General features: G+C 44.9%; 13 protein-coding genes and 1 pseudogene. 5 read left to right on the forward strand and 9 right to left on the reverse strand.

Translation table 11 applies throughout. The features are described 5' to 3' along the window. Positions 1-148: 148 nt before the first annotated feature. Positions 149-1,219 carry an MBL fold metallo-hydrolase gene (locus tag ACIPUG_RS01630; RefSeq protein WP_400337054.1) on the forward strand — a complete coding sequence of 357 codons (1,071 nt, stop codon included), beginning with the start codon at positions 149-151 and terminating at the stop codon, positions 1,217-1,219. A 105-nt stretch (positions 1,220-1,324) separates the two neighbouring features. On the opposite strand, the gene ACIPUG_RS01635 is transcribed toward ACIPUG_RS01630, so the two are convergent. The 4 genes from ACIPUG_RS01635 to ACIPUG_RS01650 are packed head-to-tail and all read right to left on the reverse strand — an operon-like array spanning position 1,325 to position 5,303. Beyond that, the gene (locus ACIPUG_RS01635) at positions 1,325-2,326 is read right to left on the reverse strand and encodes a transketolase family protein (protein ID WP_039519625.1); all 1,002 of its coding nucleotides are present in this window, start codon (positions 2,324-2,326) and stop codon (positions 1,325-1,327) included. Further along, positions 2,326-3,171, reverse strand: a complete 846-nt coding sequence (locus ACIPUG_RS01640) for a transketolase (RefSeq protein ID WP_400337056.1) — start codon at positions 3,169-3,171, stop codon at positions 2,326-2,328. The genes ACIPUG_RS01635 and ACIPUG_RS01640 overlap by 1 nt, the downstream gene beginning before the upstream one ends. A gap of 15 nt (positions 3,172-3,186) precedes the next feature. Next, positions 3,187-3,936, reverse strand: a complete 750-nt coding sequence (locus tag ACIPUG_RS01645) for an SDR family NAD(P)-dependent oxidoreductase (RefSeq protein ID WP_205591366.1) — start codon at positions 3,934-3,936, stop codon at positions 3,187-3,189. Between the two features lie 35 nt (positions 3,937-3,971). Further along, positions 3,972-5,303, reverse strand: coding sequence for an MFS transporter (locus tag ACIPUG_RS01650; RefSeq protein WP_039519614.1), 1,332 nt, complete (start codon positions 5,301-5,303; stop codon positions 3,972-3,974). Between the two features lie 287 nt (positions 5,304-5,590). Here ACIPUG_RS01650 and ACIPUG_RS01655 point away from each other — a divergent pair, with 287 nt between their 5' ends. Further along, the gene (locus tag ACIPUG_RS01655; RefSeq protein ID WP_104209339.1) at positions 5,591-6,511 is read left to right on the forward strand and encodes a LysR substrate-binding domain-containing protein; all 921 of its coding nucleotides are present in this window, start codon (positions 5,591-5,593) and stop codon (positions 6,509-6,511) included. Between the two features lie 178 nt (positions 6,512-6,689). Here ACIPUG_RS01655 and ACIPUG_RS01660 read toward each other — a convergent pair whose 3' ends face one another. The 5 genes and pseudogenes from ACIPUG_RS01660 to ACIPUG_RS01680 form a co-directional block, all read right to left on the reverse strand. After that, positions 6,690-7,790, reverse strand: coding sequence for an SLC13 family permease (locus ACIPUG_RS01660; protein ID WP_203448993.1), 1,101 nt, complete (start codon positions 7,788-7,790; stop codon positions 6,690-6,692). A 62-nt stretch (positions 7,791-7,852) separates the two neighbouring features. Then, the gene (locus ACIPUG_RS01665) at positions 7,853-9,052 is read right to left on the reverse strand and encodes an MFS transporter (RefSeq protein WP_400337059.1); all 1,200 of its coding nucleotides are present in this window, start codon (positions 9,050-9,052) and stop codon (positions 7,853-7,855) included. Between the two features lie 148 nt (positions 9,053-9,200). Next, a pseudogene (locus ACIPUG_RS01670) lies at positions 9,201-9,488 on the reverse strand (transposase); the annotation flags it as partial. Positions 9,489-9,764: 276 nt separating this feature from the next. Continuing rightward, positions 9,765-9,905 carry a phage regulatory CII family protein gene (locus ACIPUG_RS01675; protein ID WP_400337061.1) on the reverse strand — a complete coding sequence of 47 codons (141 nt, stop codon included), beginning with the start codon at positions 9,903-9,905 and terminating at the stop codon, positions 9,765-9,767. Between the two features lie 31 nt (positions 9,906-9,936). Further along, a complete protein-coding gene (locus ACIPUG_RS01680; RefSeq protein ID WP_400337063.1) occupies positions 9,937-10,299 on the reverse strand; it encodes a hypothetical protein in 363 nt (120 codons plus the stop codon). Positions 10,300-10,499: 200 nt separating this feature from the next. Between ACIPUG_RS01680 and ACIPUG_RS01685 the strand changes: the two genes are divergently transcribed. From ACIPUG_RS01685 to ACIPUG_RS01695, 3 genes are all read left to right on the forward strand, one after another. Beyond that, on the forward strand, positions 10,500-11,138 hold the full coding sequence (locus ACIPUG_RS01685; RefSeq protein ID WP_400337065.1) for a helix-turn-helix domain-containing protein: 639 nt from the start codon (positions 10,500-10,502) through the stop codon (positions 11,136-11,138). 211 nt (positions 11,139-11,349) lie between these two features. Continuing rightward, positions 11,350-11,718, forward strand: a complete 369-nt coding sequence (locus ACIPUG_RS01690; protein ID WP_400337067.1) for a hypothetical protein — start codon at positions 11,350-11,352, stop codon at positions 11,716-11,718. Further along, positions 11,715-12,746 carry a hypothetical protein gene (locus ACIPUG_RS01695; protein ID WP_400337069.1) on the forward strand — a complete coding sequence of 344 codons (1,032 nt, stop codon included), beginning with the start codon at positions 11,715-11,717 and terminating at the stop codon, positions 12,744-12,746. Before ACIPUG_RS01690 ends, ACIPUG_RS01695 begins: the two co-directional genes overlap by 4 nt. The last annotated feature ends 185 nt before the right edge of the window (positions 12,747-12,931 follow it).

Raw genomic sequence — 12,931 nt, forward strand, 5'->3', positions numbered from 1 at the left:
CACCAAAAATCCCCCGGTTCTCCCTTGCCAGATTCTCAGCGTTCGTGCATAACTGCCGATGCCAAAGGGTCGATGCCTGAAATCAGGTATGGCGAAATGACATTCATCACGAAATATATTCATCACGAAACGACACCGGATAAACGCTATGCTTTTGTTACTCGTTTTGGCTGTGATTGTAGTCGCCGTTTACGGCTGGTTAAAACAGCCGCAGTATGTATCACCAGAGGTCAAGCCCCAGCCGGAAAACCCACTCTTTCGCGATGGCGCGTTTCATAACCCAGTGGCTCGCCCGACGGTCGATAGCCAGAACCGATTCGCGCTGCTGTACCGCTTTCTTTTCGAGAAGGACGCTGGCGCGTTGCCAGATACCCGTTTGCCGTCGGAAAAAACCGATCTGCACCAGTTGAGTAAAACGGATAACGTTATCATCTGGATGGGCCATTCCAGCTATTTCATTCAACTGGAAGGGAAAACGTTCCTGCTGGATCCGGTATTTAGCGACAACGCTTCGCCGGTGCCACGCACCAACGTCGCCTTCAAAGGCAGCAATGTGTATTCATCGGATGACGTTCCCCCCATCGACTATCTGCTGATCACTCACGATCATTGGGATCATCTGGATTATCCCACGCTGAATGCGTTACGCGGGAAAATCCGCCGCATCATTACGCCAACGGGCGTGGGGTCCTATTTTGTAAAATGGGGTTTCCCGCAGAAAGACATTACGGAAGGCGGCTGGTTCAGTTGTCTGAAAGAGAACGGCGTCGACATCCATGTGCTTCCGACACAGCATTTTTCAGGCCGACTCCTCAAGCATAATCAAACGCTGTGGGGTTCGTTTGCGCTGATTACGGAACAACATCGTCTGTATCTCGGCGGGGACAGCGGCTATGGTGCGCATTACAAAGCGATCGCTGAGCGCCTGGGCGGATTCGATATCGCGATACTGGAATGCGGACAATACGATCGGGACTGGCCCCACGTTCATATGACGCCGGAAGAGAGCGCGCAGGCGGCCAGTGATTTGCAGGCTAAAGCGGTTCTACCGAGCCATAACAGCAAATTTAAGCTGGCGCACCACCGTTGGAACGATCCGCTGGAGCGTATTTCTCAGGCGAGTGAAAATCAAGACTGGCGACTGATGACGCCCCGCATTGGCGAACGCGTTCAGGTCGATAACCCGCAGCAGACGTTTAGTCAGTGGTGGAATGCCTAAATGGCATGAGGGGACCCCAAGCGTCAGGGACAGAAAACATTTCCTGTCCCTGATAGGTTCCTCTGCACAGAGCCGGGGAACCTATATCATTACGGTGTTGTAGGATTAACTGAGGCGTTTTTTGATTTTTTCTACCATCGCCGCAGTGGAAATACCATAGCGATCGTGCAGGGTTGGTAGTGCACCCGCATGCAAGAACTCGTCGGGCAATGCGATGACATCCAGTTCACAGTGCACGCCTTTGCGCATAAGCAGGGCGGCAACGGCTTCGCTTAACCCACCTACACAAGTGTGGTTTTCGGCGATGATGACCAACCGTCCGGGCTTAGCGGCTTGAGCAAGAATCGTCTTCTCATCCAACGGTTTGATCGTGGGAACGTGGAGTACCGCCGCGCTGACGTTGTCTTTACGTAGCTTTTCAGCTGTCTCCAGCGCGCGCATTGTCATCAGTCCTGAAGAGATAATCAGCACATCATTACCGTCCTCCAGAAGCTTTGCTTTACCCAGCTCAAACGTGTAGTCGTATTTGTCCAGTACAAGTGGAACTTTTCCGCGCAGTAAGCGCATGTAGACTGGGCCTTGATGTTCTGCGATTGCTGGAACGGCCTGCTCAAGCTCTAACGCATCGCACGGATCAATGATCGTCATCCCCGGAATACCGCGCATGATTGCCAGATCTTCAGTAGCCTGATGGCTCGGGCCGTATCCGGTTGTCAAGCCTGGCAGGGCGGCACAAATCTTCACATTCAGATTTTCTTCTGCAATGACCTGATGGATAAAATCATAAGCACGACGCGTCGCAAAGACCGCATAGGTGGTCACAAATGGAATGAATCCTTCTTTTGCCATTCCGCCAGCCGCCCCCATTAGCAGCTGTTCTGCCATCCCCATCTGAAAGAAGCGCTCTGGGAATGCGTTAGCAAAAATATGTAGATCGGTGTATTTGGACAAATCGGCCGTCATGCCAACGATTTCGCGTCGTTCTGCCGCGAGTTTTGACAGTGCGACACCGAAGGGGGCCGCTACCGTTTCCTGACCTTCATCGGCAATGGAGGCAATCATGGCGGATGTCGTTAAACGAGGTTTGACCTGCGCTGTCTGGCTCATTACAACACTCCTTCAGGTTTGTTTTCGTCAAGTACTGAGAGCGCTTTCTGCCATTCGTCAGCATCAACGCGAATGAAATGGTTTTTATCTCGCGTTTCCAGGAACGGTACGCCTTTACCCATCAGTGTGTCGCAGAGGATGACCCGTGGTTTGTTTTCAGGGTGACTCTTCGCATTATCAAACGCCTTAATCACAGCAGCGAGATCGTTTCCGTCAATACGCTGAACATACCAACCGAAGGAAGACCATTTGTCTTCTAGTGGCTCAAAGCCCAGTATTTTCCGGGAATCGCCGTCAGCCTGTTGTTTGTTAACATCCACGACATTGATGAGATTGGACAGGCCGTAGTGGGCAGCAGACATGGCCGCTTCCCAGGTTGAGCCTTCATCCAGTTCGCCATCGGACATCGAGTTGATGACCAGCGCTGAATTTTGCTTCTGCTTAAGGCCCAGCGCCATGCCGACAGCAATGCTCAGTCCTTGCCCCAACGACCCGCCTGAAATCTCCATCCCCGGGGTATACGTTGCCATCCCCGACATCGGTAAACGGCTATCGTCAGAACCGTAAGTCTCCAGTTCTTCCCGAGGAATAATGCCAGCTTCAATCAGTGCCGCGTAATAAGCGATAGCGTAATGGCCGTGTGAGAGCAGAAAACGGTCGCGCTCTTCCCATTCTGGTTCGTCTGGGCGGTAATTCATGATATGGGCGAATGCGGTGGCGAGGACATCGGCATACCCCAATGCTTGTCCGATATAACCCTGGCCTTGTACTTCCCCCATCAAGAGGGCGTAACGGCGGATACGCCAGGCGGCAGCCGCCACTTTTTGAAAATCGGTTTTTGACATTTATCTGTCCTCACATTAATGGATGAGCATGCCGCCATTGACATCAAGCGTAATACCGGTGGAATAGGAGGAAAGATCGCTTGCCAGGAATAATGCGGCCTGTGCAATATCAATCGCGTCGCCGAGTCGGTTAAGTGGAATCCCGGCCAGAATAGAGGTTTTCATTTCATCGGTTAATTTCCCGGCAGTAATATCCGTTTGAATCAGGCCGGGGGTGATGGCGTTCACGCGAATATTATCAGGCCCGAACTCACGAGCCATTGCTTTAGCCAGGCCAAGAACGCCTGCTTTTGCTGCGCTGTAGTGTGGACCGCCAAAAATGCCACCGCCACGTTGTGCCGAGACGGAAGAAATACAAACGATGCTGCCTTTATTTTGTGCCCGCATAGCAGGGATCACGGCCTGTGACATCAATAAAGTGCCGCGCAGGCTAACATCTAAAACTGCATCATAATTGTCACGCTTAATATCGAGCGTCTTAATCGGCTGTGTAATGCCAGCGTTGTTTACTAAAATGTCTATACGTCCAAACTTAGCAATGATTTGTTCAATCGCTGCATGTACCTGCTGCTCATCAGACACGTTAGCTTTCAAACCTAAATGTTTGTCGCCAAGGGACGTTGCTGCTTTTTCACTTGCCGCTTCATCGAGGTCAATAATGACAACATGGGCACCATTCTCTGCAAATAATTTTGCGGTAGCGAAGCCCAAACCACGTGGGGAGGCTGCCCCTGTAATAACAGCGACTTTATTCTTTAATAACATTATTTACTCCATTTTTCGTTGAGATAATCAGAAGGTTATTTAGGTTCGTCGATCATTAATATAAAAACCAAACCCAGTGCGGCGCAAATTCCAAAATAAGAGAATACGGTATTAAAATTTCCCGTTGAGTCCAGGATAAATCCTGCGAGCATAGGAGAAACAAATCCTCCGAGGTTACCACCAGTATTAATGATGGAGGCGGCGATGGGATAGATTTTGGTATCAGATACGGCCATTCCGTAGGCTGTAAATGCAGGCCATCCAATATTCAAGGAGAGACCGACAAAAAATAAACCTGTGCATACCGCTAAAGTATTGCTCGGTATGTTCAGCATGATGACCATCATAATCACCGTGCTTATCGCGGTAAATATCATGGTGGGTTTTCTGCGGCGACCTAATATTTTATCCGAAACGTATCCGCCAAAGATGGCCCCGATAAATCCGCCGATACAGGGCATGGCTGCGACAAACCCCATGCTCATAAAATCAAACCCTTTTTCTTTCACAAGATAAAGCGGTATCCAGGTCAATAACCCGTATAACACACTGACCATCATAAAATAGGCCAGAGAATCTCCAATTATATTTTTTGAGGTCAAAAGGCCTTTTACTGTCGAAACAGGTTCCAGCGCTTTTACGCGGATTATTTTATCCAACGTTGTGAATTTTTTATCAGGAACAATATTGCTTTCCCGATGTGAGGTTTCCTGTTTATCTGAATTGATATAATCGAGCTCGGCTTCTGAGACAAAACGACTCTCGGACGGTTTCGATTTCACCAGCAAATACCAGGCGATTGCCGCAATGACGCCTGGAATGGCGAATGAGAAGAATACCCAGCGCCAGCCCCATGTGACAGCGATCCATACCGCTAATGGCGGAACCAGTATTGGCGCGAACATGGTTGCAGCAATATAGACGCCCGTTGCCGTTGCTTTTTCCTTTTTAGGGAACCAACTGTTGATTGTCGACGCCAGCCCAACAGGACATGGGCCTTCTGTAAGCCCGAGCCCCAGACGTATGAATTTAAGCCCGAGGATCGACGTTGCCGTTCCCATCAACCAGGTAAAGGCTGAGAACCCGAAAATGGATACAGAGATGAGCCCGCGAGTTCCCCGTTTGGCGATAAAGAAACCTGCTGGGATCTGGCTAAGTGCATAACCCAGGAAAAACATACTGGCTATGGCACCGGCTTCAAAGTTACTAATGTGAAACTCTTGGATAATAAAAGGAAGTACAGCCCCAATGTTTGTACGATCGGCATAATTTATTGTATAGACAATGAAAATCAATGCCAGTACCACAAAGCGGTAGTTGGTTTTCTTTATTTCTGAGTAGGGTACGCTTTGTTCTATACGAGACATTTTTTACCTCATGGTATGAACAACTATTTTTATTAGGACCACTAAGTGGGTTCACCGCTGACTATAACGACAGGATGAAAAAATGGAATTAAATAAAACTCATTTGTAGTTGAGAAAAATTTTTATCATGAATTGGATCATAAAAATGGCTCTGTTTAGCCGCAATAAAACACATGGAAAGGATAAATTGTGATATCCATCACAAAGCTATGGCTAAAGAAATTCGCCATTTATAAAAAATAGGTACTATTGCTGTTTATTACTTCAAATAAAAACCAGTTATCACCATGAAAAAAGAGAATAACGAGAACCTGCCCATTCCCTCTTTGAGGAATATTCAATCTTTCCTTCAGGTTGCCAATTGCAACAGTATAAATACTGCCGCAGAACAGCTTAACATCACGCCATCGGCCGTTAGTCATCAAATATCAACGCTTGAGCGATTTATCGGGAAGAAATTATTTATTCGCAATGGCAAGGGCGTTAAATTGACGTTAACCGGTGAGAAATATTTGCGTGATGTATCGGGCGCGATAAGCGAAATAGGGCGGGCAACAGATCAAATCATTAATGAAGGCGGGAAGGAAATCCTTCGCGTTCACTCCTCGCCAACGTTTGGATTAACCTGGCTCATGAGGCGGTTAGGTTATTTTAGAGATCAATATCCTGATATTACGCTAAATTTGACATGTTCTTATGAGAATCTTCAGTTCTCCCGTGACAATATCGACATTGATATCAGGCATGGTATAGCCGATTGGGATGCCTATAAGGTATTGACGATAAAGAAAGACACGATGATTGTTATGGCATCCCCTGCATATTTAAAACAGCATCCGGTGATAAACCCGGAGGATTTGTTGACCTATGAACTCATTAGCTCAACAAGCACGCTGATTAATTGGGATAAATGGTTTTCTTACCATAATTTATCCAAATCACATATCAATCACAGCCTCAGCTTTGACCGTTCATTTATGAGTTTTGAAGCCGCAAAAATGGGATTGGGTTTTATTCTGGAAAGTAAAATGTTAGGCACGGATTTCCTTCGCGAAGGTTCCCTGGTTCCTGTCCTTCCTGAAGATTATGCCATTCCTGTTAATGCACATCATATCGTCATGCCGCATGTGAATGAACGAACGCCAAAGATAAAGGCTTTCACTGACTGGGTGCGCAAAGAACTCCAGACTAATGGGTTTTCTATCTGACTGACGCCCTCACCATCAACCTGTACGTATTGGCAGGGATCGCTGCACTGACAGCCTGCCCGGTATTCGTTTTGCTGCGTGAACGGCCAGCAGGTGCGAGTACCAGGCAGCGGACTAATGTGAGGTTTCACCATTCAGCGGTATTCATGACAGAGTCCGTGCTGTTTTTGGTAGGCCATCAAGAAAGCATTAGCCAGCCAGCAATCATCGCGAAAAAAAGTGCGGGTATCGAAAATAGATGAAATTGCCACCAAATGCGGCGATCGTTTGCCATACGCAACGCAATAAGGTTAGCCATTGAACCTTGAAGTAATCCAAAACCACCGATATTCACAGCCCATGTCAGTAGAACCGATGAAGGGACGGCATGAAGCAGAAATATGGTCGCAGGTACGTTACTGATGACTTGCGAAAGGCCTATCGCCAGCAGAAAATGCGCACCATCACTCCAATGCGGTATTAATGCAATGAGGTTGCTAAGGGCCGGCAATTTCGTCAGGAGGAATACATCAATAAACATCAAAACAAACACGGCCAGTAAGCCCCAGTCAAGCTGTAGCAGTACACGTCGCGCGCACAACAGATAAAACAGCGGGACAAGAATCAGTATCGGTAGAGTTCTGTCCAACTCAAGTGCCACGATAAACAGCACGTACAACACCAGCGTACCTAAAAGCAGGCCATGACGATAATCTCCCCCGAGAGAGTTATCCGGTATCGCGATCTCCTTATTACTGAAACTACAGGCGGTTAAAGCCAGTAATGCAATAAACAGCAGAGCGCTCAGGGGGAGCATTGTCATCACAAACTCCATAAAACTTAATCCGCTCTTACTCCAGAGAAGAATGTTTTGTGGATTGCCAATAGGCGTGAGTAAAGAGCCTGCATTAACGGCGAGGGCTTCAAAGATAATTAATCGTCCAACGGGAAACTCAGAGGATTTAGATAACGACAGCGTGAGTGGCACCGTAATGAACAGCGCAACATCATTCGTGAGGAACGTTGATAATAACGCTGCTAACGTCACGATAAATAATGCCAGCGTTTTCTGTTTCCTGAACTTATTCACCAGTTTCAAACCCATCTTGTCAAAATACCCACTGAGTTCAATACCTTTGGTGAGCATAAGTAATGTTGTCAGCGTCAGAATGGTTTTCCAGTCAACAGAAGCGGTGAGTTCGTCTGTTTTAAATACAGCAAAGAAACTGAGTATGATCCCCAGTACCACAAGAGCGTGAAGAAACTTGTCACGCATAAATGGAGTCAGCAATTCGCGCATTATATCTCTCTGGAATAAATATTAAGATGGAAGCCGATGTGGCTGTTTTTAATTTTTTATCATCAACGGGTGACGGATGAATCTATCGACCGATTTGCCTGCCACCAGATGAACGAAGCAAGGAGGGCAATAGCACCGAGCGCTGAGAAGGCTGTGCTATATGAATACTTCCCTACCACAATACCGGTAAGCGCCGGACTGGCTGAGGCTCCAACGCCTTGCATAAACATAACGATACCCTGTCCTGCGTTGATATGGCCGCTTCCTTGTAGTTCCTTCACGATATAGCCAGGAACCGCGACGCCAAGAATACCCGCAGAGACGCCATCCAGGATTTGAACCGGCATGATGGAATAGGGTGACGTGAAGGTGGCAGCCAACGCGGCACGGATGGGAAGTATCAGTAATGCGATCATAATCAGTTGGCGGTAGCTTAATCTTTCTGCGCGACTGGCCGTCCAAAGCGCAACGGGGATCATGACGGCCTGAGAGATAATCACTGTCGCTGCTGCATAGAGACCAGGATTCACTGAGCTGGGTTCTGAAGCGACACGTATACTGAGCATGGGTAGCAACGCCGCATTCCCAAGATGAAAAAGAAGTAAAGTGACGCCGATTGTCATAAGAGACGAATGACTTATCAATAGGGATGACCATGAAATCGGTTTTCTTGTGACATTGGAATCAATACCACGGGCCGCGTTATGGTTTATGTCGTTTTCACGGATACCCATTATCGCTAACGCTGACAGGAAAGCCATTGCTGTCATAAGAATGAATACTGCACCCATGCCCCAGTACCATACGGAAACCCCTGCAATAACTGCGGCAGCCATGTTCCCTGCGTGATTAAAGGCTTCATTTTTCCCCATCTGCTGTTTAAAACCGTTTTGCCCGGTAAGACCCAACGTTAAGCCAGTCAAAATCGGCCCGATAAAAGCCCCAGAAATACCGTTCGTTATCTGAGATAGGCCTGTAGCCCAGGGCTTTTGATTGAACCACAAGAGTAAAGTGGCCGATGTGATCATCACACATCCAATCAACAGCATCTGTCGTTTATGGTGAGATGAATCCGTGATCAACCCCGCGGGAATCGTAGCCAGTAGTCCTGCAACGCCTCCTAATGTCATGACAAGACCGATTTCCCCCGGGAGCCAGTGCTGCTGTGCAAGAAAAATACCGAGAAAAGGGCCAAGTCCGTCACGCACGTCGGCCATAAAAAAATTTAGCAGGCAAAGCGCTTGCAGTGAACGTAGAGGCATTCTATTCCCTTCCTGTCTGGAGATTTTATGTCGTGGCTAAGACACATTCAGGCCCAGAGGATCGAATGATTTAATGCTCTCAACGATATGATCTTTAACAATCGGGTCAACAATCTGATTGTAATGATTCTTAACCAGCGGAAATCCGCAGATACTCCACCGCTTCGAGCTTCTGCACCGGCCTCAGAACTTTTTTCGGATGACGTCTGTCCAGGCTGAGGTCGGCGACCAGCCGCTTCAGGCGGTGGTTCTCTTCCTCCAGTTGGCGCAGACGGCGCAGTTCCGTCACGCCCATACCGCCAAATTTCTTCTTCCAGTTGTAAAACGTGGCTTCAGAAATCCCCATCTTTCTGCAGACTTCCTCCACCCGTGTGCCGGTTTCGGCCTGCTTCAGGGCAAACGCAATCTGCTCTTCGGTATAATGTGTCTTTTTCATGCCGGATGACCTCTTTTTGATGGAGAAGAAAGGCCGAAAACTCTACTTTACGCCGGTACTGAACAAAGGGAAGAGATCAATGAAATCAATAGGCTAGGGGGCATCAGCCTTGGTGGTAACTGTTACGAAACTGCGGTTGCAGAAAGCTTTTTCCTGATACTGAAATGGGAGAGGAAGCCGCTGCGGTTCATTTTTCTGATGATATCGCCTTCAAATTGCGTAATAATTTTGTCATTAAAAATAATAAATAAGCGCCTAAAACGGGTATGCTTACAGTTACTCAGGATTGAGCTTGTTGTGCAGTACTTGAGGGCGCATACCGAATTTTACCGCCAGTTCAGCCAGGTTGTGCTTTGTAGTGAAATTACGACAGATATCTTCATAGTGGGGCTGTTTAGAAACTTGATAATCAAACATAGTTGCTCACCTTTTAACTTGCATAATCAAGTTATCGTTTGATGTAGCGATATTTGACGACATGCTGGCGATGCTTTTCACGCCATACAGCAACGTTAATCAATGTGGCATCATGTTTTTCCATCATGTATTTACGTGATTTTCCGGTCTCCTCACAGGCAACTGCTCTTGTGACTGTAGAGGTTGGTGTTGGCGCAAGAAGCACCACGCTATTTGCAATCCACTTTTTGAGTACAGAACTACTGATACCATTGGCAGCGCGGAAGTTTTCTTTGGGCATTGTAGGGAAGTTAGCAGGCGCGGCTGCTTTTTCCAGAGTCTGATCAAGAGCAGTATTGATGACCGGAACTAATTGAGCAGCGATGTTTGCAATGAAGTCAGGGTAGGTCAGCATCTGTGATGTGAGCTGAGAGTTTACATTTTCAGTATGTATAACGCAGTATTTCCGTATTAATGGTTGTGCTCTGTGGTATTACATGTGGTGTGAGACATTACAGATCAACAAATGAATCTATGTAAAAAAAACAACTGTTTATTTATTTGGTGGTTTATGGATTTTAGCGAAGGTACTGCCTTAGAAATTGTCGAGCGTCTATGCTTTGCGTATGGGGTTACAACACAGAAAGCATTGGTGTTCCAGCCGTTAACGTCAGTAATTGGGGACATCAAGATAGCGTTCCGGGCAGCGCCTTTGTGAAATGCGCACTTGATACCGGTAGTGCTCTCTATTGGCTTACTACTGGTAAATTTGCAAATGCAAATTTGAAAGAGAAAAGTGTATTAAGCCAAGTTAAGGCTCTATACGATGAGATCTTGTCCAGCGGGGGTAAGCCAGTATTACGCCGCATAATGGACGCATACGGTTTTACACTTCAAAAGCAGCTTTGCGACTTACTGGGTATCTCATCAGGTACAGTTAGTAAATGGGTGCGGCGCGATTACTTTCCTGGAGATGTAGTTGTTACCTGTGCTTTAGATACAGGTGTATCATTCGAATGGATTACCATAGGTAAGGGAACATCATCGGGGGATGCTGCTCAAAGCAAATCGGCTAGTTATTCAGAGCTCAAAAAGTACAATATTGGTTCAGACGTTTTAGAGGAAAGCGGGGAATGGATTTGTGATAAGTCGATAATCAATTCTCTACCAGAAAACTGTGGCTTTGTTGAAAAAGCAATAAATCTTGGATTGTATATTTTGAACAAAAAAACTAAGGAAGTGAACGCTGGTTAATAGATGTCGATGGTGTTTGTGATGTATATGAACTTGCAAGAATATCTGGTAATAAACTTGAGATAAGTTATAAATGGTCTCATTTACAATGTCTTGTTTCGGATGTGGTATATGTATAGGTCTTATCAGAAAGATAATTGCAAATAGCTAGCAATATTTTAAATTTCGAGTAATGGAATTTGAGTTTAAATTAGGAATGGATATAAATTAAATGAATGATATAATTGACATTGCAATCATGGAAATTGATGGATTGGTTTATCAAGTCTCATCGGCAATTCCTCTTTTGATTGAGCCTGATGAGAGTGCATGCAAAGATTTAAAACGACTTTTGCAGAAGACAAAAGCTTCTCTTTATCAATTTAATAATATAATTAAAAAAAATAGCGATAAGAAAGTAGATATTATTAGGGATAAGGCTGGCTTGTCATCTCATCTCCATGATTTTATTAGCTATACTCAACAGGCGAGTAAGGCTCATGGCCGTGAGGGGGTAGGTTATGTTGAGAATTATTTAGAAATTCTAAAAAGGTTTAAAAAAATTTTGACTCTTATCAAAGAGATGCTATTGATTATTTGAATGACTATAAAATTCATGAGGGTTTAAATTTTAATGCCAATGGATTTATGATTAAAGAATATATCGATGATTTGAAACATACTTACGTAAATGCAAAAAAACTCGTTGATGATATATATAATGAATACAATTCATTAGAAACAAATTTATCCAAGTTAAATCTCCAGCAAGAAAAAATAGAAACACTTGAAATTAATTATCGGAAAGCACTTTCCAAATTTACGGTAGGGAGTGAGGAGTATAAAAATAAACTTGCTGAGCTGGATGTTGGACATGCAAAGGCAACAGAGTTTTTGACGATGTATCAAAATGTTAATACTGATTTGTCTGATCTTAGAAAAGAAGTTTCAAAAACTGTAAGTGATGTGAAAACGTTAACTTTATTTGTACAGAAGCATAATGATATTTATAAGAAAAATAATGATGATTTAAGTGGTTTAATTGCAACAGTAAAAGGAATTGTTGGAAATGCGACTGCAGCAGCAGTTGGGCAGCATTTTAAAATTCAATATGACCGTTCAAAGCGCTACATCATTTTGTGGCCATCACTGGGAGCTTTATTTCTCTTGAGCGCAATAGCAATATGTTTGCTGACTGTTTTTCCTGAAATTTATGTTGGGATTTTTGGCGGTGAGGTGAGTGCTCATAAGTTTAATGGCGATAATGTGCCATACATTATTTCTAGAATTTTGGTGGCTCCACTATTTTTGGTCGGCGCATGGTTTTGTGCGAGTCAATATATCAAACAGAAAAATATTATCGAAGATTATGCGTATAAAAAAGTTTTATCTTTATCGTTAATGTCAATTAAGAGTGAAATTGAAAAAACGGGCGAAAAAAACACATCCGCATTCATAAAGGCAGTTCAGAAAGAAATATTAAAATCTCCACTTGATTCGCTTGATAGAAAACATTTTGGTAAAGAAGTGAAATTATTAGGTGAAGTTCAAAGTCAAATACTGACTAATTTAGCGGATCAATTAACTAATAAAGATAAAAAAAATGAGAAGAAAAAAGTTGAAGACTGAGATGAATGGTAGCCTTTCTATATTTTTATTTTATCTTCTTCCATTTAATGGGGGTTTTGTGGTAGGTGATTTGTAGTTGGGCGTATTGTAAGTTACTGAAATAAAAGACCGAAAACCGTATTCGGTCTTTTTTCATTTTACCGGGATGCTTACAAAGACACGTATTTATCTGTTACAGTTCAGAA

The organism is Pectobacterium sp. CHL-2024, from assembly GCF_044751765.1.
GTDB classification, from domain to species: domain Bacteria; phylum Pseudomonadota; class Gammaproteobacteria; order Enterobacterales; family Enterobacteriaceae; genus Pectobacterium; species Pectobacterium brasiliense.